This is a genomic window from Rhodococcus sp. DMU1 (genome assembly GCF_012272955.1).
Taxonomy (GTDB): domain Bacteria; phylum Actinomycetota; class Actinomycetes; order Mycobacteriales; family Mycobacteriaceae; genus Rhodococcus; species Rhodococcus aetherivorans.
In genome coordinates, this window is record NZ_CP050952.1 from 61,098 (window position 1) to 80,953 (window position 19,856).

General features: G+C 69.9%; 20 protein-coding genes. 6 read left to right on the forward strand and 14 right to left on the reverse strand.

What is annotated here, in order from left to right; genetic code table 11:
* Positions 1-14 precede the first annotated feature (14 nt).
* Together HFP48_RS00280 and HFP48_RS00285 are read left to right on the forward strand one after the other, a co-directional pair.
* Positions 15-794 carry a PE-PGRS family protein gene (locus HFP48_RS00280; protein ID WP_231385978.1) on the forward strand — a complete coding sequence of 260 codons (780 nt, stop codon included), beginning with the start codon at positions 15-17 and terminating at the stop codon, positions 792-794.
* 91 nt (positions 795-885) lie between these two features.
* A complete protein-coding gene (locus tag HFP48_RS00285) occupies positions 886-1,800 on the forward strand; it encodes a cutinase family protein (protein WP_006942159.1) in 915 nt (304 codons plus the stop codon).
* A gap of 78 nt (positions 1,801-1,878) precedes the next feature.
* Here the strand turns inward: HFP48_RS00285 and HFP48_RS00290 are convergent, their stop codons facing one another.
* Positions 1,879-2,187: a hypothetical protein gene (locus tag HFP48_RS00290; RefSeq protein ID WP_006942158.1), complete on the reverse strand. Its 309-nt coding sequence runs from the start codon at positions 2,185-2,187 to the stop codon at positions 1,879-1,881.
* Between the two features lie 54 nt (positions 2,188-2,241).
* Between HFP48_RS00290 and HFP48_RS00295 the strand changes: the two genes are divergently transcribed.
* Together HFP48_RS00295 and HFP48_RS00300 are read left to right on the forward strand one after the other, a co-directional pair.
* On the forward strand, positions 2,242-2,973 hold the full coding sequence (locus HFP48_RS00295) for a MerR family transcriptional regulator (RefSeq protein WP_168578836.1): 732 nt from the start codon (positions 2,242-2,244) through the stop codon (positions 2,971-2,973).
* A 279-nt stretch (positions 2,974-3,252) separates the two neighbouring features.
* Positions 3,253-4,086 (forward strand): alpha/beta hydrolase, encoded by an 834-nt coding sequence (locus HFP48_RS00300; RefSeq protein ID WP_029546831.1) that lies wholly within the window; start codon positions 3,253-3,255, stop codon positions 4,084-4,086.
* A 45-nt stretch (positions 4,087-4,131) separates the two neighbouring features.
* Here HFP48_RS00300 and HFP48_RS00305 read toward each other — a convergent pair whose 3' ends face one another.
* Entirely contained in the window at positions 4,132-5,046 is a 915-nt protein-coding gene (locus HFP48_RS00305) for an SDR family NAD(P)-dependent oxidoreductase (protein WP_006942155.1), read from the reverse strand.
* A gap of 62 nt (positions 5,047-5,108) precedes the next feature.
* On the opposite strand from HFP48_RS00305, the gene HFP48_RS00310 reads away from it, so the two are divergent.
* Positions 5,109-5,402: a putative quinol monooxygenase gene (locus HFP48_RS00310; RefSeq protein WP_102799439.1), complete on the forward strand. Its 294-nt coding sequence runs from the start codon at positions 5,109-5,111 to the stop codon at positions 5,400-5,402.
* Positions 5,403-5,421: 19 nt separating this feature from the next.
* Here the strand turns inward: HFP48_RS00310 and HFP48_RS00315 are convergent, their stop codons facing one another.
* The 11 genes from HFP48_RS00315 to HFP48_RS00365 all read right to left on the reverse strand — a co-directional run bounded on the left by HFP48_RS00315 (position 5,422) and on the right by HFP48_RS00365 (position 18,716).
* The gene (locus HFP48_RS00315) at positions 5,422-5,577 is read right to left on the reverse strand and encodes a hypothetical protein (protein ID WP_168578837.1); all 156 of its coding nucleotides are present in this window, start codon (positions 5,575-5,577) and stop codon (positions 5,422-5,424) included.
* Positions 5,578-5,725: 148 nt separating this feature from the next.
* Positions 5,726-6,070, reverse strand: coding sequence for a YtxH domain-containing protein (locus HFP48_RS00320; RefSeq protein ID WP_029546834.1), 345 nt, complete (start codon positions 6,068-6,070; stop codon positions 5,726-5,728).
* A gap of 203 nt (positions 6,071-6,273) precedes the next feature.
* A complete protein-coding gene (locus tag HFP48_RS00325) occupies positions 6,274-6,873 on the reverse strand; it encodes a histidine phosphatase family protein (protein ID WP_006942144.1) in 600 nt (199 codons plus the stop codon).
* A gap of 68 nt (positions 6,874-6,941) precedes the next feature.
* Positions 6,942-10,241, reverse strand: coding sequence for a bifunctional lysylphosphatidylglycerol synthetase/lysine--tRNA ligase LysX (gene lysX / locus HFP48_RS00330; RefSeq protein WP_168578838.1), 3,300 nt, complete (start codon positions 10,239-10,241; stop codon positions 6,942-6,944).
* A 124-nt stretch (positions 10,242-10,365) separates the two neighbouring features.
* On the reverse strand, positions 10,366-11,046 hold the full coding sequence (locus HFP48_RS00335) for a response regulator (protein WP_050034277.1): 681 nt from the start codon (positions 11,044-11,046) through the stop codon (positions 10,366-10,368).
* Positions 11,043-13,589: a sensor histidine kinase KdpD gene (locus HFP48_RS00340; protein WP_168578839.1), complete on the reverse strand. Its 2,547-nt coding sequence runs from the start codon at positions 13,587-13,589 to the stop codon at positions 11,043-11,045. The genes HFP48_RS00335 and HFP48_RS00340 overlap by 4 nt, the downstream gene beginning before the upstream one ends.
* Before the next feature lie 7 nt (positions 13,590-13,596).
* Positions 13,597-14,256: a potassium-transporting ATPase subunit C gene (locus tag HFP48_RS00345; RefSeq protein WP_168580487.1), complete on the reverse strand. Its 660-nt coding sequence runs from the start codon at positions 14,254-14,256 to the stop codon at positions 13,597-13,599.
* Positions 14,257-14,261: 5 nt separating this feature from the next.
* Positions 14,262-16,346 carry a potassium-transporting ATPase subunit KdpB gene (kdpB, locus tag HFP48_RS00350; protein WP_246872583.1) on the reverse strand — a complete coding sequence of 695 codons (2,085 nt, stop codon included), beginning with the start codon at positions 16,344-16,346 and terminating at the stop codon, positions 14,262-14,264.
* Positions 16,347-16,446: 100 nt separating this feature from the next.
* Entirely contained in the window at positions 16,447-18,147 is a 1,701-nt protein-coding gene (kdpA, locus tag HFP48_RS00355) for a potassium-transporting ATPase subunit KdpA (protein WP_006942128.1), read from the reverse strand.
* A gap of 7 nt (positions 18,148-18,154) precedes the next feature.
* Positions 18,155-18,253, reverse strand: a complete 99-nt coding sequence (gene kdpF / locus HFP48_RS00360) for a K(+)-transporting ATPase subunit F (protein ID WP_065923246.1) — start codon at positions 18,251-18,253, stop codon at positions 18,155-18,157.
* A 301-nt stretch (positions 18,254-18,554) separates the two neighbouring features.
* Complete coding sequence (locus tag HFP48_RS00365) at positions 18,555-18,716, reverse strand: hypothetical protein (protein WP_168578840.1); 162 nt, start codon at positions 18,714-18,716, stop codon at positions 18,555-18,557.
* A gap of 4 nt (positions 18,717-18,720) precedes the next feature.
* On the opposite strand from HFP48_RS00365, the gene HFP48_RS00370 reads away from it, so the two are divergent.
* Positions 18,721-18,864: a hypothetical protein gene (locus tag HFP48_RS00370; protein ID WP_168578821.1), complete on the forward strand. Its 144-nt coding sequence runs from the start codon at positions 18,721-18,723 to the stop codon at positions 18,862-18,864.
* A 7-nt stretch (positions 18,865-18,871) separates the two neighbouring features.
* On the opposite strand, the gene HFP48_RS00375 is transcribed toward HFP48_RS00370, so the two are convergent.
* Complete coding sequence (locus HFP48_RS00375; RefSeq protein ID WP_168578841.1) at positions 18,872-19,630, reverse strand: GntR family transcriptional regulator; 759 nt, start codon at positions 19,628-19,630, stop codon at positions 18,872-18,874.
* Positions 19,631-19,856 lie beyond the last annotated feature (226 nt).

Genomic DNA, 19,856 nt, shown 5'->3' on the forward strand with positions numbered 1-19,856 from the left:
TTATGGTCGTGCGCATGGGTCACCGGATCACGAGACGATCACTTGCGGCAGGAATGCTCGGGGCCGGAACCCTGGCGGCGCTGGCGGCCGCTCCCGCCGCCGCGCAGGCCCCCGGCGAGTGCGTGCGCAACGTCGGCGGCGCCGTCACCGTGAACGGCACGCCGCAGGCGCCGCCGGTGGTCGGGTACGACGGCCTGCGCCTCCTCGGAGTCGATGGGGGAGCGGGGAACTCGTGCATCACGAACGTGGGTCCGGGCGGCGTGTCGGTGACCGTCCCGCCGCGCCCGGCCGCCGGTGCGGCCGGTGAATCCTCCGGCGCGCCCGTCGAGATGCGCGTGGACGGCGGTAACGGCAACGTCGCGGTCACCAACCTCGGCGTCGGCACGGTCACCGTCGACCGCGACCGCACTCTCGCCGGGCCATCGCCGTCCCCGGAGCGGCCGGCGGCGTCCCCGCTCGCGGGCCTCACCCCCGAACTCACGCTCGACGCCGGCACCGACGGCGTCTACGTGACGAACATCGGCGCCGGCAACGTGACGATCGCGGACCACGATCCGACCGTCGGACCGCTGCCGGCGGAGCTGCTGCCTCCCGGTGTCGTGGTCACGGATCCGTTGACCGGCAACGTCTTCGTCACCAACATCGGCGGCTCGGCGGTGACCGTCGTGGACCGTCCTGGGCAGCTGCAGCGCGTGGTGGACCGCGGCACGGTGGGGACGGCGGTCGACTACGGGGCGGGGAACGTGTTCGTCACCAACATCGGCGGAGGAGTGGTGACCGTCCTGCGCGAGTAAAGATGCTCTCCCATCCCGTTCATCTTTGTGTCATATTTCTTAGGCATCATTTCGTGACGGAGTCGAGATCGGCAGGAGACCTCAGGGGGCCGTGGTGGGGTTGAGAAGTGCGTTGACGCTGGTGGCGGTCGCCGCGGCGACCGTGGTGGGGTCGGTTGCGACGGCGCCCGCGGTCCAGGCCGACCCGGCCGGATGCCCGAAGCTACAGGTCGTCGCCGTGCCCGGCACGTGGGAAACCTCGAATACTCCCGATCCTCAGCGGGGCAACGGCATGCTCGCCGCGGTCACCTCCGGCCTTCCCGCCGGCACCCGGGTGGACTACGTCCGGTACGCCGCGACGGCGTTCCCGTGGGAGGGTGAAGTCTACGGTGCCTCGCGGCAGGAGGCCGTCGACAACGCCCGCGGCATCGTCGCCGCCACCGCGGCCGCGTGCCCCGGCGCCCGGTTCGCCCTCGTCGGCTACAGCCAGGGCGCCGACGCGGCCGGCGATCTCGCCGCCGAGATCGGCACGGGCTTCGGCGTGGTCCCGCCGCATCGGCTCGCCGCGGTCGGCCTGCTCTCCGACCCGCGCCGTTCCGAGGCGGACATCCTGGTCGGCCCGCCCGTCGCGGGCAACGGCGCCGGCGGGCCCCGCATCGGCGGGTTCGGGTTCGTCAGCGGCGACGTCCGCACCTTCTGCGCCGTGGGTGACCTGTACTGCTCGACGCCCAAGGACGATTTCGTCACCCGCGCCGCCGGATTCCTCGCGATGGCCTCCGGCGGCGACCCGTCCGCCGTCGACCGGTACCGCGCCGAGGCCGACGCCATCTACCTGGACCTGATGAACGCGGGCGGTCTGCCCATCCTGCAGTCCCAGCTCACCGAGCAGGCCAACGACGAACGCGAGATCAAGCTCCGGCAGTTCTACGAGTCGCAGATCCACCAGGACTACTCCAACTACGCGGTCGACGTGAGCGGCACCTCGGCGACGACGTGGCTGCGGAACTGGCTGGCTTCCAAGGTCTGACGCCGGCCGGTCCGCGAGCCGCGTCGTGCGCGCACGGTGATGCCGCGCGCGGCGCGCAGGGCGGCGCCTGGAGCGCCGCTACAGCGGGCGATCGGATCCTCGATCCCGGTGTTCGTCGGCCGGCGCCTTCAGCAGCCGGTCCAGTTCGTTCCCGGCCTCGTCGTACCCGGCGTCGGAGATCCGTTGCAGCTCGCGCAGGTCGCCGGCCGCGGCCGCGCGCCGAGTGAGCAGGAACCCGGCGCGCACGGATCCCTCGTCCAACAGCTCGTTCAGCTCCCCAAGGTCACCGGCTGCGTCGGCGAGGTCGGCCAGCCGGTCCAGAGCGGTCTCGTTGCCCGCATCGGCCAGTTCGCGCAGGGTCTCCCGATCGAAGTTCGTGTTCGCCATGACTCCATCGTGCAACCCTGCCCATGGGGAAAGGTCAAGTGGGACGATGGCCGGGTGATCACCATCGGGCAGCTGGCCGGGTACGTGGGTGTGTCGATCAAGACCGTCCGCGTCTATCACGACAAGGGGCTGCTCCCCGAGCCGAACCGCGATGCGTCCGGCTACCGGCGGTACGGCGCGAACGACGCCATCGACCTGATCAAGATCCGGACGCTCGCCGAAGCCGGCGTCCCTCTGGCCCGTATCCGTGATCTGAGATCAGCGACCGGCGAGGAGTTCCAGCAGGCGCTGCGCGAGATCGACGACGAGCTCACCGCCCGCATCCGTGGCCTGCGGGCAACGCAAGGGCGCCTGCGCCAGCTCGCCGCCGGGCATCTGACACCGCTGCCCCCCGAGGTCGGTACCCATCTGGAGCGCCTGGATCGTTGGGGCTTCACGCCTCGATGGGTGGAGCTGCAACGCGACCTGTGGATCCTCGTGTTCGCCACCCACCCGGACCGCGCGATCGCACTGTTTCACGACCAAGCCGAGATCCTGGCCGACCCGGCGCTGCGGCAACTCTTCCTCGACTACGACCACGCGCACGACCTCGACGCCGACGATCCCCGCATCGACGACCTCGCCCGCCGGATCACCGGGGCGACCCGGGAACGCTACGGCAGGGACGAACTACCGGAGCTGGATGAAGCCTCCGATATCGCCGCACTCATCCAGGGCGCGGTCAACGCCTCGTCCCCGGCATGGCAGCGACTCGACACGCTCATCCGCACAGAACTGGACCCGTGAGTCGACGTTGCGGACAACGGTGAATCCGTCGGCGGTCGCCGCGTAACGACAGGGCAAACGTCGCAGGATGCGGTGCTCGTGGAAAGTGCTGCTGCACAAGCTGATCTGCGTTCTCGCTGGTTCTCTGTGCCAGGGTGGGTGTGGCTCGCAGAAGTAGACGGGTATGCCGGTGTCGGCGGTGAATTCGTGGTGACGGGCGGAGATGTCCGACAGATCGCTATAGGCTCGCACCTGGCTTTCCGAAGCCAGTGGTACGTCTCCAGCTACGAGAGGACCATGATGGGCTACATCGCCGTCGGCACCGAGAACTCCACCCCGATCGAGCTCTACTACGAGGACCACGGTTCCGGGCAACCGGTGGTACTCATCCACGGCTATCCGCTGAGCGGCACGTCGTGGGAGAAGCAGACCGCCGCATTGCTCGAGGCCGGCTACCGCGTCATCACCTACGACCGTCGGGGCTTCGGACGCTCGAGCAAACCGACGATCGGCTACGACTACGACACCTTCGCCGCGGACCTCCACACCGTCCTGTCCACCCTCGATCTGCGGGACGTGGTTCTCGTCGGCTTCTCCATGGGCACCGGTGAGGTCGGCCGCTATCTGGGGACTCACGGCTCGCAGCGGGTGGCGAAGGCGGCCTTCCTCGGCTCCCTCGAACCGTTCCTGCTGCGCACCGACGACAATCCGACCGGTGTACCCCGGGAGGTCTTCGACGGACTGCGGGCCGCGGTAGAGGCGGATCGGTACGCCTTCTTCACCGACTTCTTCCGGAACTTCTTCAACACCGACGACTACCTCGGCACCCGGCTGAGCGAGGAGGCTCTGCGAGCCAGCTGGCAGGTGGCCGCGGGGGCCTCACCGTACGCGTCGGTCGCCGCCCAGCCCACCTGGCTCACCGACTTCCGCGAGGACATCCCGAAGATCGACGTGCCGGCACTGATCGTCCACGGCACCGCCGACAACATCCTGCCCATCGACGCCACCGCTCGGGAGTTCGCCAAGCGCCTGCCCGCCGCCGACTACGTCGAGATCGAAGGCGCCCCGCACGGGCTGCTGTGGACGCACGGCGAAGAGGTCAACGCGGCCCTGCTCGAGTTCCTCGCCAAGTAGAACGCCGTGCGGGGCTGCGCCGGCCGGTGCAGCCCCGCACGGCGCTCATCGGTCCGGCTCGAAGCGTGCGCCGAATCGCATCGCCGGCGGGGCGAGCCGGCTGATCCACTGCCGGGCCTTCGCTTCCGGCATCACGGTGACCAGGGCTCGGTTGTGCCGCACCGCGGCGACGATCGCCTCACCGACCTTCTGCGGTGGGTAGCTTCGGGTGCGATACAGCGCCGTGACCCGCTCGCGGAGCTTGCGCTGCTCCCGGACGCCGAGTCCCACCATCTCGGCGCTGGGAACCAGGTTGGTGCCCACCAGCCCCGGACAGATCGCGCTCACGCCGATCCCGTGGCCCATCAGTTCCGCCCGCAGGCAGTCCGTGAACATCAGTACCGCGGCCTTGCTCGTCGAGTAGGCGACGAGGCTTTTCTGTGGGGTGAACGCGGCCGCCGACGCGACGTTCACGATGTGCCCGCCGGTGCCGCGCTCGAGCATCTGGTCCCCGAACGCCCGGCACCCGTACACCACACCCCAGAAGTTGACGTCCATGACGTGCTCGAACGTCTCCTGCGGTGTGCCGGTGAAGGTGCCGATCACGGCGATGCCGGCGTTGTTGACGAGCACGTCCGGCACGCCGTGCTGGGAGCGGACCGTCGCGGCGAATCGCCGCACCTGCTCCTCGTCGGCGACATCGAGTTCGTACGCGTGCGCGCCACCACCGTACACCGCTCGGGAGCCACCGGCCTGGGGGTCGGGCGTGTTGAGCATCTCGGCGGTCTCGCGGGCGGTGTCGAGGTTGCGGTCGGCGACCACGACGATCGCCCCCACGTCGGAGAAGGCCCGGGCCGTCGCACGGCCGATGCCGCTGCCCGCCCCGGTGACCACGGCGAGCGTCCCGGTCAGGTCGTGCAGGCGCTGATGTACCACTGTCCCTGCGCGCCATCGGCGCATCTCCGCGATCCGCGATCCCATGGGTTACATCTTCCTCGCCCGGGCCGCTCGTGCACGGCAAGCGCGCGCGGTACCGTCGAGAGATGACGGAACTGCGCGTGGTGGCGACCATTCCGGCGAAGCCCGGGTCGGAGGATGCGGTGCGCGGCGTGCTGGTGGCGCTGGCGGCCGCGAGTCGCGACGAAAACGGCTGCGTCTCGTACGAGTTGTTCGAATCCGCCTCGGCGCCCGGCACGTTCGTCACGGTCGAGGTCTGGACGGGTCAGGAGGCGTTCGATGCGCACATGACCTCCCGGCACATCACGTCCGCCTTGGCGACCGTGGGGGAGCAGCTCGCGGCCGCCCCGGTGATCCATCCGCTCACGGTCGTGGCGTAGCGGCTCGACCGGTCCGAACTCACCCGTTCTCGACGTCGGTGGACGGGCCCTCCTCGGTGGCGCCGCCTTCCCCGGACCACTCGGCGGGGTCGGACAGGACGTCGTCGTCGGCGCCCGGGGTTCCGCTGTCGGTGTCGGCGGTTGCCGGGTCACCGTCGCCGTCGGGTCTGGTCATGTCGCCTCCTGTGGCAATCGTGTCGGGCCGGGCCGTTCGGGCCCCGGCCCGTATGCGTTCGGTGTACCCGTTCGGCACGCGAGTACGCCTGCCGGTGCCGCACCGGAACGCGGCCGATGCGGCACCGGGCCGGTTCGCGGCCGGGGTCCTACAGCGAGTGCTTGCCCTCCGGAGCAGGCGGGACGATCGGCGCGCCCGCGGCGGGGGAAGTGACGGCGGGCCCACCCCCGGCGGCGCCGGGCGCCGTGTTGCCGCCACCCGGGAGGTGGGCCTTCTCCGCGGCCTTCTTCGCCAGGTCGCCGGCCTTCTCCTGCACCTGCGGTGCCTTCTCCTGCACGGTCGCCCTCGCTTCGGTGACCTTCTGCTGCACGGCAGGCTTGTTCCACAGTTGCGCGGACTGATCCCGCATCTTCTCGTAGGTGTCGCGCCCGGCTCTGGTGCCCAGCACGAAGCCCACGGCGGCGCCGGCGGCGAAGGTCAGAACTCTCATCATGGCAATCTCCTGCTCGTCGAATCTCGGTCGTGAGGCCCGGCATCGTCGACGCCGGCCAGCGGTCGCCCCCGACGGATACTCACCGCCCGGTCGGCTGCGCCCTCGCGGAGCCCGCGTCGTCGCGGCTCCGCCCACCCCGTACCGATACCCGGATCCGGTCCGCTTCACACCGGTCGCGACGAACTACCGGCATCCGTCCGGATTCAGACGCGGAGCATGTCGCGCACATGCCCGGTCTCGTTGACCGATGCGGCCCGCCGGGCGCCGTTACGGGAGACGAGGATGCGGGTCACCGACGTGTACTCGATGGGGAACATCAGCGGCCGGTCGAGCCCGAGCAGATCCTGGAGCAGAACGTTGATGACGCCCCCGTGGGCGAACACGGCGACGGTGTCCCCGTGGTCGCAGGTGTCGACGATGTGCTGCGTGGCGGCGAGAACGCGGGTGCGGAATTCCTCCGCATCCACGAAATCGGGCAGCTGACCGGCGCGGATGCGCGCCACGGCATCCGGCGCGAGTTCCTGCGCGACGTGGAACGGGATGTAGTGGTCGAGGTGGTAGTCGTACTCCGCCAGGCCCTCGAGCTGCGTGATCGGTAGTCCCCGGATCTCGGCGAGCGGCGCCGCGGTCTCGAGGGCGCGGCGCTGCGGACTGCTGAACAGCCGCGCGATGCGGTAGGGCTCGAGCGCGGTGGGCAGCCGCGCGGCCTGTGCGTGGCCCTCGTCGGTCAGCGACGGGTCGGCGCGTCCCTCGCTGACCCGCGCGAGCTCGGGTAGGGCGTGGCGAATAAGGAGAAGCTGCACGTCACCACGATCCCACGGCGACCGAACGCGCGCTCGGTCGACCCGGTGTTTCACGTGAAACCGGGGCCTCAGCGTCGAGCGCGCGGCTTGGCGAGGGGGAACGCGAGGGACTCGCGGATGCTGCCGCCGGTGACCAGCATGACGATCCGGTCCACGCCCATGCCGAGGCCGCCCGTGGGCGGCATGGCGTGCTCGAGTGCCTGCAGGAAGTCCTCGTCGAGCTCCATGGCCTCCTCGTCGCCGCCCGCGGCGAGCAGCGACTGCTCGGTGAGCCGGGCACGCTGATCGATCGGGTCGGTCAGCTCGCTGTAGGCCGTCCCCAGCTCGATGCCCCACGCGACGAGGTCCCACTTGGCGGCGACGAGCGATTTCGTCGGGTGCGGGCGCGTGAGCGGGGAGACCGATGTGGGGAAGTCGGTGTAGAAGGTGGGGAACTCGGTGCGGGATTCGACGAGATGCTCGTACATCTCCTGCGCCGTCGCGCCGGCGTCCCACTCGGGGTTGTACGGGATCTCGTGCTCGTCGCACAGCCGGCGCAACTCCTCGACGGGGGTCTGCGCGTCGATCTCGGTGCCGAGTGCCTCCGAGACCGCCCCGTGGAACGTCTTCACCGGCCACTCGCCGGAGATGTCGATCTCGACGGGCCGCCCGTCGGGGCCGGGCCGGACGATCACCTCGCGTCCGTGGGCCGCGACGGCCGCGGCCTGGATCAACTCGCGCGCCAGCACCCGCATGACCTCGTAGTTCGCGTGTGCCTCGTAGGCCTCGAGGATCGTGAACTCCGGGTTGTGCTTGAAATCCGCGCCCTCGTTGCGGAACACCCGGCCGATCTCGAAGACCCGTTCCATACCCGCCACGCACAGGCGCTTGAGGTACAGCTCGGGTGCGATCCGCAGGTACAGGTCCAGGTCGTAGGCGTTGATGTGGGTGGTGAACGGTGCGGCGTTGGCGCCACCGTGCACGGGCTGCAGGATCGGTGTCTCCACCTCGAGGTAGCCGCGGGCCTGCAGCTGCTCGCGCAGCGACCGCACCACCGCGCTGCGGGCCGTGAGCAACCGGCGCGCGGTGCGGTTGATCGCGAGGTCCACGTACCGTTGGCGTACCCGCGCCTCGGGATCGGTCAGGCCCCGCCACTTGTCGGGCAGCGGGTGCAGGCACTTGCCGTCCAGCCGCCAGTCCTCCGCGAGCACCGAGAGCTCGCCGCTGCGGCTGCGGCCCGTCACCCCGCTCACCTCGACGAGGTCGCCGAGGTCGAACACGAAGCGGCGGCCGCCGACGCGGCCGCGGTCGACGAGGATCTGCACATCGCCCGACCAGTCCCGCAGCACCGCGAACAGCACGCCGCCGAAGTCCCGGAGCCGCAGGATGCGGCCGGCGATCCGCACCGCGGTGCCCTCGGGTGCGGCGACGGCCGTCGCGGCGGTGTGCGACGGGGGGTTCGCCACCGGGTACGGGTCCACGCCCGACTCCACGAGCCGCTCGAGCTTCGTCATCCGCACCCGCACCTGCTCCGGCCGCCGGGGACCGGTGCGCGACTCCGGCGCCGGCTCGACGTCGGGGGCGGCACCGTCGTCGTGCAGGGTTCCGGACTCGACGAGCGCCGGGGGAGCGGACGTCTGCGTCCCGGTGTGGCGGCGGGCGCTTCGTTCCCGGCCGAAGCTGGGCAGCGTGAGGAAGCCTTCGGCGATCGCCGACGCGATCCCGACCCGGGGCAGCACCCTGTTGTCCGCGAAGCACAGGAACCGCGGCGCCCACTCGGGCTGGTACTTCACGTTCGACCGGTACAGCGCCTCGAGCTGCCACCAGCGGGAGAAGAACACGAGCACCGAACGCCACAGCCGCAGCACCGGACCGGCGCCGATCCGTGCGCCCTCCTCGAACACCGAGCGGAACACCGCGAAGTTCAACGAGATCCGCGTGATCCCGAACTCGCCGCCGTGGGCGGCGAGCTCCGACACCATCATCTCCACGACACCGTTGGGCGCCTGCGGGTTCCGGCGCATCAGATCGAGCGACACGCCGTCGGCCCCCCACGGCACCAGCGACAGGATCGCTACCACCTCGTCGTGGGACATCGCCTCCACGAGCAGGCAGTTCCCGTCGAGCGGGTCGCCGAGACGCCCGAGGGCCATCGAGAATCCGCGCTCGGTCTCGGTGTCCCGCCATTCGTCCGCGCACCGCATCGCCAGTGTCATCTCCGCCTCGGGGACGTCCCGATGCCGGCGGATGCGCACCGTCACCCCCTGCTTGTGGGCACGCGAGACGGCCTGGCGCACGGGCCGCATCTCCCGGCCGGAGAGCGAGAATCCGGCGGTGTGGAGGATGGCCTCGTCGCCGAGCTGCAGTACCGACAGACCGGCCCGGCGGTAGGCGGTGGCGCCGGCCTCGCTCGCACCCATCACGGCCGGCGCCCAGCCGTAACCCCGAGCGAGCGCGAGCCACTCGTCGATCGCGTGCGGCCACGCCTCCGGATTGCCGACGGGGTCACCGCTGGCGAGGCACACCCCGACCTCCACGCGGTAGGTCACCGCGGCCTTACCGCTGGGCGCGAAGACGACCGCCTTGTCGCGGCGGGTCGCGAAGTAGCCCAGCGAATCGTCGCCGCCACGCTCGAGCAGGCCCCGGATCGCGGATTCGTCGCTCCCGGTCAGTGCGTTGGTCGCCCGTTGCGACCGGAACAGCACGATCACCGCCGCGATCAGCGCCAGCGCCCCCAGCAGGCCGAGCAGGGTGTTGACGAATCCGTGTGGGCGCCCGCTGAACTGGTCGTTGTCGAGCAGGGACAGGGCGGTCACCCGGTTGACCGCCCACAGCAACCGCTCGTCGGACGGCAGGGTGCCGGGGAACAGTTCCACGAGCCCCCACCCGATCAGGGTGCCGACGGCGAGCCCGGCGACGAGGACGCCCAGCGATTTCCACACCGCCCCGCGACGAACCCGCGTGTAGAACTCCGGATACGCCGCGAGCAGGAGCCCGACCGCCGCGACCTGCAGCACCAGACCGATCGCCGCGTCGATGCTGCGGTCCGACACCGCCACGAACCCGTTGTAGATCGCGAATCCGGCCAGGTACACCGTGAGGATCCACCACGCGATCCGCTTGCGGCTCGCCAGTGCCGCCGCGAGCAGGCCGAGCACCAGCGCGTACGACAGGCTGGTGTCGGGCGCGTCGAACAGGTACGTGTCCACGTATTCCCGTGGCGTATGGACGAAGTAGCGCAGGGTGGGGGAGATCGACCACAGCGCCACCGCGACGGCGAAGATCCCGAGGGTCAGGCCCACCACGTGCGGGACCGAGTTCAGGCGGCCGCGGGGCCGGGCAGGCAGGTGGGGGTGCGCCGCAGGTGCCGCAGCAACGTCCGCTGACATGCGTCGACGGTAGCGCCGCCCGGGACGTCGTGCTGCTCGGAACCGGGATTTGGTTACGAATCCGTCGTGCCGGACGTCCGGCGGCGCTGCTCGGACCGCCCCGCTTCGTCCCGCGCGAGTGGCTTCACGGTTCGAAGCGGTATCCCATTCCCGGTTCGGTGAGCAGGTGGCGAGGGTGCGCAGGATCGGGTTCGAGTTTGCGGCGCAGCTGCGTGAGATACACCCGCAGGTAATGGGTCTGGGTCGTGTAGGACGGCCCCCACACCTCTTCGAGCAGTTCCCGTTGGCCGACGAGCTTGCCGCGGTTGCGCACCAGCATCTCGAGCATCCCCCACTCGGTGGGGGTCAGGTGCACCGGTGCACCGTCGCGGGTGACCTTCTTCGCGACGAGGTCGACGGTGAAGTCGTCGGCGTCGATCGTCGGTTCGGTCGTGTCCGAGGTGGTGCCGGCCCGGCGGACCGCGGCGCGGATGCGGGCGAGGAACTCCTCCATCCCGAACGGCTTCGTGACGTAGTCGTCGGCTCCGGTATCGAGGGCGGCCACCTTGTCGAGGGCGTCGGTGCGTGCCGAGAGGACGATGACGGGGGCCGTGCACCAGCCGCGCAGCCCGGCGAGCACTTCGATCCCGTCGAGGTCGGGCAGGCCCAGGTCGAGGACGATCACATCGGGATGCTGCTGGGCGGCGGCACGGAGGGCGGAGTGTCCGTCGCCGGCGGTGATCACCTCGTACCCGCGTGCGGCGAGGTTGATGCGCAACGCACGCAGGATCTGTGGTTCGTCGTCGACGACGAGGATGCGGGTCATCGCGGCACCCTGGCCGGCGCGGCGGCGAGCTCGACCACCATGGTCGTCCCGCCACCGGGTGTCTCGGTGGCGGTGACGGTCCCGCCCATCGCTTCGGCGAATCCGCGGGCGACGGTCAACCCGAGCCCCGCCCCGCGGCTGCTGCGGTGGTCCCCGGCGCGGGGAAAGGCGGCGAAGACGTTGCCGGTGTCGCCGGGTGCGAGTCCGGGACCGCAGTCCGCGATGGTGACGGTGGTGCGGTCACCGGAGGTGCCGGCGCCGACGCGGATCGGACCGGTGGGTGCGTAGCGCAGGGCATTGTCGAGAAGATTGGCCAGGACCCGTTCGAGCAGCCCGCTGTCCGCGCCGACCACGGTGTCGTCGACGTCGACCTCGATGCGTTCGCGAACGTTGCGGGCGGTGTCCGAACCGCCGCTCGAAAGCGTGACCATGGCCCGGTGCACCACCTCGTCGAGGTAGACCGGCTGCAGGACGGGCGTGATCACCCCGGCCGCGAGCCGGGAGGAGTCGAGCAGGTTCGACACCAGGCCGGTGAGCTGGTCGGTGGATTCCTCGATGGTCGCGAGCAGCTCCGCGGTGTCTTCGGGGGAGAACTCGACATCGGTGCTGCGCAGGCTCGACACCGCGGCCTTGACGGCAGCGAGCGGGGTGCGCAGGTCGTGGCTCACCGCCGACAGCAACAGCCGCCGCAGGCGGTCGGTCTCGGCCAGGGCCGACGCCTGGGCGGCCTCGGCGGCGAGTTCCTGCTGCCGGACCAGTCCGGCGGCCTGTCCGGCCACCGCGGTGAGGATCCGGCGGTCGCGGGCGCGCAGCTGCGGACCACCGAGCAGGAGGGCGTACGCGCTGTCGTCGACCTCGCAGACGGTGTCGGCGGCCTGCATCGACGTCGGTGGCGCCGACCCGGCCGTCCCCAGGACCTGTGCCGGCTCCCGGTCGGTGCGGACGAGGCTGACGCCGTGCTGGGCGTAGGTTTCCCGGACCTTCTCGAGCAGCCGGGGCAGGTCCGCACCCCGCAGGACCGCGCCGGCGAACAGCGCGAGCAGTTCGGCCTCCTGGGACGCGAGCCGGGCCTCGCGGGCCCGGGCCGCGGCGGCATCGACCAGTGCGGCGACCGCCACGGCGACGACGAGCAGCACCACGGTGGTGACGAAATTGGCCGGCTCGGCGATGGTGAAGCTGTAGCGCGGCTCGGTGAAGAAGAAGTTCAACAGCAGGGCCGACAGCAGGGCCGCGACGATGGCCGGACCGATTCCGCCGAACAGCGCGACGGCGAGCACGACGACGAAATACAGCGTGTGCTGGCCCTCGAAGCCCGTGAAGTGGTCGATCAGCGCCATCACGCCGGTGGCGACGACGGGGATGACGAACGCCGCGATCCAGGACTGCAGTCGCCGCTCGTGGCGGCCCAGCAACGCCATCCTCGGCCCACGGGCGGTGTGCTCGTGGGTCACCATGTGCACGTCGATCTTGCCGGAGTCGCGGACGACCGCCGCCCCGATGCCCTCGTCGAGGATGCGTGCCCACCGCGGGCGCCGGGACGTGCCGAGCACCAGCTGGGTGGCGTTCACCTCCCGCGCGAAGTCGAGCAGCGTGGTGGGCACGTCGTCGCCGACGACGCTGTGCAGGCTTGCCCCCAGGCTCGCCGCCAGAGTCCGGACCTTCCCCATCTGCGGCGCCGAGACGCCGGTGAGCCCGTCGCCGCGGACGACGTGCACGACCATCAGTTCCGCACTCGCCTTGGCGGCGATGCGGCTGGCCCGGCGCACCAACGTCTCCGATTCGGGCCCACCGGTGACGGCGACGACGACCCGCTCGCGGGCCTCCCAGGTGTCGGTGATGGCGTGTTCGCCGCGGTACTTGGCGAGCGCGAGGTCGACCTGGTCGGCGAGCCAGAGCAGGGCGATCTCGCGCAGGGCGGTCAGGTTGCCCTCCCGAAAGTAGTTGCGCAGCGCGGCATCGACCTTCTCGGGCGCATACACGTTCCCGTGCGCCAGGCGCCGCTGCAGGGCCTGCGGGGTGATGTCCACCAGCTCCACCTGGTCGGCGCGGCGCACGACGTCGTCGGGGACGGTCTCGCGCTGCACCACGCCGGTGATCTGTTCGACCACGTCGTTGAGGGACTCGAGATGCTGGATGTTCACCGTCGACAGCACGTCGATTCCCGCGTCGAGCAGTTCCTCGACGTCCTGCCACCGTTTCGCGTGGCGGCTGCCGGGAACGTTGGTGTGGGCGAGCTCGTCGACCAGGGCGACGGCCGGCCGGCGGGCCAGCACGGCATCGAGGTCCAGTTCCTCGAACACCGCGTCCCGGTAGCCGATCCGTCGGGGCGGGACGGTCTCCAGGCCGGCCAGTTGTTCGGCGGTGCGGGCACGACCGTGCGTGTTCACGATCGCCACCACCACGTCACCGCCCCGGGCGATCCGCCGATGGGCCTCGCCCAGCATGGCGAACGTCTTGCCCGCGCCGGGGGCGGCACCGAGGTAGATCCGCAGCCGCCCCCGGCGCGACGCCTCGGGGGCGGCGGTGCGTGCAGTACCGGTCACGACGCCATCATCCACCCGAGGGGACCCCGTCGCAGTCGGGTGCGGTCAGTCCCAGCGCCACGTTCAGCTCGGGCACGTTCACTCGTTCGGCGCCGAGGAACCCGAGTTGCCGGCCCTCGGTGTGCGCGGCGACCAGCTCCCGGACCCGCTGCTCGGGGATGCCGGTGACCCGCGCCACCCGCGGCACCTGCACCGCGGCGTAGGCCGGGGAGACGTGGGGATCGACGCCGGAGCCGGACCCGGTGACCGCATCGACCGGAATCTCCTGCGGCGGCACCTGCTCGCGCGCGGCGATCACGGCACGCCGTTCGTCGACGAAGGCGGCCAGGACCTCGCTGCTCGGGCCCTGGTTGGACGGCAGCGCGGCGGCCGGGTCGCCCGGCGCGAAGGCGTCTGCGTCGGCGACCGAGCCGACGACCCGAGTGTGGAAGAACGGATCGGGCTCGCCGGGCGCGACCTGCGGGTCGACGCCGATCAGCCGGCTGCCGACGACGCAACCGTTCGTGTCGGTCAGTGGCGAGCCCTCGGCGCTCGCCGAACCGAGCCGTCCCACCGCCCACACCGCCGCCGGATAGGCCACTCCGACGATCACGGTCAGTGCGACCAGCATCAGCAGGCCGGCTCGCGCCTGCCGCATCAATCCTGCGAAGAAGTTACCGAATCCCATCAGTGTCACCCGATTCCCAGACGCACCACGAGGTCGATCAGCCAGATCCCGACGAACGGGGTGATCACCCCGCCGAGGCCGTAGACGAGCAGATTCCGCCCCAGCAGCGACGACGCGTTCGCCGGCCGGTACCGCACACCCTTCAGGGCCAGCGGTATCAGCGCCACGATCACGAGGGCATTGAAGATCACCGCCGACAGGATCGCGCTCTGCGGGGTGGCCAGCCCCATGATGTTCAGCCCCGCCAGTTGTGGGTAGATCCCGCTGAACAACGCGGGCAGGATCGCGAAGTACTTCGCGAGATCGTTCGCCAGCGAGAAGGTGGTCAGTGCCCCGCGCGTGATGAGCAGCTGCTTGCCGATCTCGACCACCTCGATCAGCTTCGTCGGATCGGAGTCGAGGTCGACCATGTTCCCCGCCTCCTTGGCCGCGGAGGTGCCGGTGTTCATCGCCACCCCCACGTCGGCCTGGGCGAGGGCGGGCGCGTCGTTGGTACCGTCACCTGTCATCGCGACCAGCCGTCCGCCCTGCTGTTCCGAGCGGATCAGCGCCAGCTTGTCCTCGGGGGTCGCCTCGGCCAGGAAGTCGTCGACCCCCGCCTCGGCTGCGATCGCCTTCGCGGTGAGGGGGTTGTCCCCGGTGATCATCACCGTGCGGATGCCCATCGCCCGCAGCTGGGCGAATCGCTGTGCCATGCCGGGCTTGACGACATCGGACAGCTCGACGACGCCGACCACCGATGCGCCGCGATCGTCGGATCGGGCCACCACGAGCGGTGTTCCGCCGACGCGGGCGATGTCGTCGACGACGGTGCTCACCGCCTCGGGGATCCGTCCGCCCTGCTCGGCCACCCAGCGGGTCACCGCGTCGGCGGCGCCCTTCCGGATGCGGACCGGGATGCCGGCGTCTCCGGCGGTGTCGAGGCCGCTCATCCGGGTGTGCGCGGTGAATGCGACGAACTCGGCGGAGCGCTCGGCGCCCGACGGGCTCGGATCGAGGTGGAACCGCTCGGCGCACAACTCGACGATGCTGCGCCCCTCGGGGGTTCCGTCGGACAGGCTCGACAGTCTTGCCGCAGAAGCCATTTCGAGATCCGTGACGCCGGGGGCGGGGTGCAGTGCGGTGGCGCGCCGGTTGCCGTAGGTGATGGTGCCGGTCTTGTCCAACAGCAGGGTGTCGATGTCCCCGGCCGCCTCGACGGCACGACCGGACATGGCCAGCACGTTGCGCTGCACCAGCCGGTCCATCCCGGCGATGCCGATCGCGGAGAGCAGGGCACCGATCGTGGTGGGAATCAGGCACACCAGCAGCGCGATCAGCTCGACCGGTCCCTGCTCGGCGCCGGCGTACGCACTCATCGGACCGATCGCGACGACCGCGAGCAGGAACACGATCGTCAACGCCGCGAGAAGGATGTTCAGGGCGATCTCGTTGGGGGTCTTCTGCCGGGCGGCCCCTTCGACGAGAGCGATCATCCGGTCCACGAAGGTCTGCCCGGGTGGTGCGGTGATCCGCACGACGATGCGGTCGGAGAGCACGGTGGTGCCGCCGGTGACGGCGCATCGGTCGCCACCCGACTCGCGGATCACCGGCGCCGATTCTCCGGTGATCGCCGACTCGTCGACCGTGGCGATGCCCTCGATCACGTCGCCGTCACCGGGGATCGTCTGACCGGTCTCCACCACGACGAGATCGCCCATGCGCAGCTCGGTGGCCGATACGGATTCCTCGGCGTCCGGACCGGTGAGGCGACGGGCTGTCGTGTCCTGCTTGACCTTTCGCAGGCTCGCCGCCTGCGCCTTGCCGCGCCCCTCGGCGACCGACTCGGCGAGGTTGGCGAACAGCACGGTGAACCACAGCCACGCCGCGATCGACCACGCGAACAGCGTGGGTTCGACCATCGCCGCGACGGTGGCGACCGCCGATCCGACCAGCACGACGAACATCACCGGATTCCGCGCCACATGCCGGGGATCGAGCTTGCGGATCGCTCCCGGCAGGGCCTCTGCCAGCTGACGGGGGCTGAACACGCCCCCGCCGACACGATGCGGGTGGGAGGCGATGGTCTCCCGGTGGGAATGAAGGTCGATGGTCACCGAAGTATCTCCGTGATCTCCGCCGCGGGGCGGGAGGACGAGCCGTGGTCGCGGCGCCGCAGGTGCGTGTGAGGCGCCGAGGGGGAGACGAGGGTCAATGCAGTGCCTCCGCGACGGGGCCCAGGGCGAGGGCCGGGAAGAAGGTGAGAGCCGCAACGAGGACGGCCGTTCCGGTGAGCAGCCCGGCGAAGGCCGCACCGGTGGTGGGCAGCGTGCCCGCACCGGCCGGGGTGCGACGCTGGGCGGCCAGCGATCCGGCCAGGGCCAGGACGAACACGATCGGCAGGAACCGCCCGAGCAGCATGCACATGCCCAGCGAGGACTGGAACCAGTCGCTGGTCACGGTCAGCCCGCCGAAGGCGCTGCCGTTGTTGTTCGACGCCGAGGCATAGGCGTAGAGCACCTCGGTGAACCCGTGGATCGCGCCCGGAGTGCCCGGATCCCCGGAGTTGCCGAGATACCCGGTGGTGGTGGACAGGATCACGGTGATCGCGGTGCCGGTCAGCACCAGCGCCGGCATCACCAGCACCGCCAGCGCGGCAAGGGTGATCTCGCGCCTGCGCAGCTTCTTGCCGAGGAACTCGGGCGTGCGCCCCACGAGCAGGCCCCCGACGAACACGGCGATCACCGCGAGCACCAGCATGCTGTACAGGCCGGTGCCGACTCCGCCCGGCGCGATCTCGCCGAGCAGGATGTTCAGCAGGACGGCCCCACCGCCGAGCGGGGACATGCTGTCGTGCGCCGAGTTCACCGCACCGGTGCTCGTGCCGGTGGTCGACACCGCGAACAGCACCGAACCGGGGATCCCGAACCGGACTTCCTTGCCCTCCATCATCGCGCCGGCGGCGTTCGCCGCCACGCCCCGCGTGCCGGATTCGGCGGCCAGCGCCACCGCCAGGACGGTGCCGTAGAGCAACGCCATCACGCCGAGGACGGTCAGGCCCTGCCGTCGGTTGCCGATCATCGTGCCGAACGTGCGCGTCAGCGTCACCGGGATCAGCAGGATCGCGAGGATCTCGACGATATTGGTGACGGGGGTGGGGTTCTCGAACGGGTGGGCCGAGTTCGCGGCGAGGATGCCGCCGCCGTTGGTGCCCAGTTCCTTGATCGCCTCCTGTGAGGCGACCGGCGCCAGCGCGGTGGTGACCGCGTTGCCGTCCAGTCCGGTGGCGGAGAAGCCGCTGCGGTACGACTGGATCACGCCCTGGGACAACAGAATCAACGCGATCACGAACGCCAGCGGCAAGAGAATCCGCAGGGTCCCGCGCACCAGGTCCACCCAGAAGTTGCCGATCTCGCCGCCGCGCCCGACGCGCACCAGGCCGCGGATCAGGGCGATCGCGACCGCCATGCCGACCGCCGCCGAGACGAAGTTCTGCACCGCGAGGCCGGCGGACTGGGTGAGTGGGCTCATCGTCGTCTCGGGCACGTAGGACTGCCAGTTGGTGTTGGTGACGAACGAGACCGCGGTGTTGAATGCCACCGCCGGACTCACTCCACCCAGGTCCCGGCCGAGCGGCAGGACACCCTGCAGTCGCTGCACCGTGTACAGCAAGAGCACGCTCGCGAGCGAGAAACCGAGCACACTCGCGGCGTATCCGTACCAGGTCTGTTCTGCGCGCGGATCGATCCGGCACAGCCGGTACATCAGGGACTCGATCCGCAGGTCCTTCCACCTCAGGTCGGTGTCGGTCGTGTACACCCTCGCCATGTAGTCGCCGAGTGGAACGTATGCCAACGCCAGGACTGCAACGACCAGGCCGATCTGCAGTCCCGCGGCAACAGCTGGAGTCATCGGATCGTCAGAACCTCTCCGGATCGAGCAGCGCGATCAGCAGGTACACCACCAGTGCCGTCGTGAGCACGACGAGCGCGACGCTCGCCACCCCTGCCCAGGTCATCGGCTCTCACCTCGCACATGCAGCGCGCGCAGGACCAGAGCGCATACCAGGAACCCTGCCAGGATCAGCACCACGTACGCGGTGTCGGCCATGTCGTCTTCCCTTGTCGTAGACACGAATCAGGCGCCGATCGGCGCCCCGCACCACACTGTCGCACCGCGCCCGTCCGTGGACCGCGATCCATACGGAATCTTGACGCCCGCGGCCGATGTCCTGACGAATTCTTTACACCCCGGGTCCGGCGTCCCTGCGGCGCAGCGCCCGCGGGCCCCGACGCCGGAACGGCTCGGGGCCGCCGGCATCACCGCAGCGCCACGTCGACCAGGCGCGCACGCACGTCGGCCACCTCGTCGAGCGGGGGGAGCTGCTCACGGTCGTACGAGTAGCGGGTGCGCAGGTGCCCGAGCAGCCGGCGCCGATCGGTGTGCAGGTGCGCCCGGGCGCCCACCCAGCAGATCAACACGTTCGTGCGGACACCGCACCGCTGCACCGACCGCGGCTACCGCGACCGAATCGCGGAGTGCTGCTTCGAACATGTTGTCGCAGCCGGTGATCTGAACCTGCTGCTCTACGACGTGACTACCTTGTACTTCGAGGCCGAGAAGGAATAGGACCTGTTCAGGCTCCTCGCCGCCTCAGTTCCATGCGGTACGAGTACCGACGTGGATTGAAATGAGAGGATGTGAACTCGACGAACTTGCCGTCCGCGTCGTAATAGAGACGCTCGATCAGCAGTATGGCGTCTCCAGCTTGACATCCGATCAGCTCAGCCTCCTGCTCGGGGGCGTTCATGGCGGTGATCTCCTGGCGCGCGCCCATGATCGGCTTGGTGAGGAGTTTTTCGGCCGCCCCGATCACGGTTCCTTCGCCGACCGACGGGACCCCGTCCGCGGCCAGTTTCGCACCGAGTTCGGGTTCGACGTAGTGACGTGTCAGGACGAAGGGGAGTCCCTCATAGGAACGTCGAACGGTGGCCTTGCTGACCTCGATGTACGGCAATTCCAATCGGGCCGCGATGGAGGGCTCGACGACGACGGTGAATGGTTCGATCACCTCGGTGTTCGTATCGGGCCAGACGATAATTTCGTCGAGGGAGCCGATCGAGCGGACATAGCGGCCCCGGGTGTCCTGTTGACGCCCGCTCACATAGGTTCCGCTGCCTTGGACGCGGTAGATCAGCCCGTCCGAGAGCAGTATCTGGAGCGCCTCACGCACCGTGTGGCGGCTGACGTTGTGGACCGACTGCAACACGCTTTCGGTGGGCATTTTCCGTCCCACCGAGTAGACACCTGCCTCGATGTCGGCCCGCAACTTCTCGGCCAACTCTCGGTACGCTGGGACACCACGCTCCGCGGGAGCGGCCTTCTTCGTCACCACGGGCTCCTCCTTCTCCCTGATGCGATCGGCAGGGTGTCATCCACCACACTAGCGCTCGTACGGATGAATCTTCAACGTGGGAGACTCGGTAACGGGAATTTACTGCAACGACAGCATATTCGTGGTGTCAGATTGCTTACTACTTCTGCTACCTCGAAAATTGATACTGATGAATCGAGTGTGGAGGTGTGACCGTCTGCGATCACACCTCCACACTCGGTCCTTC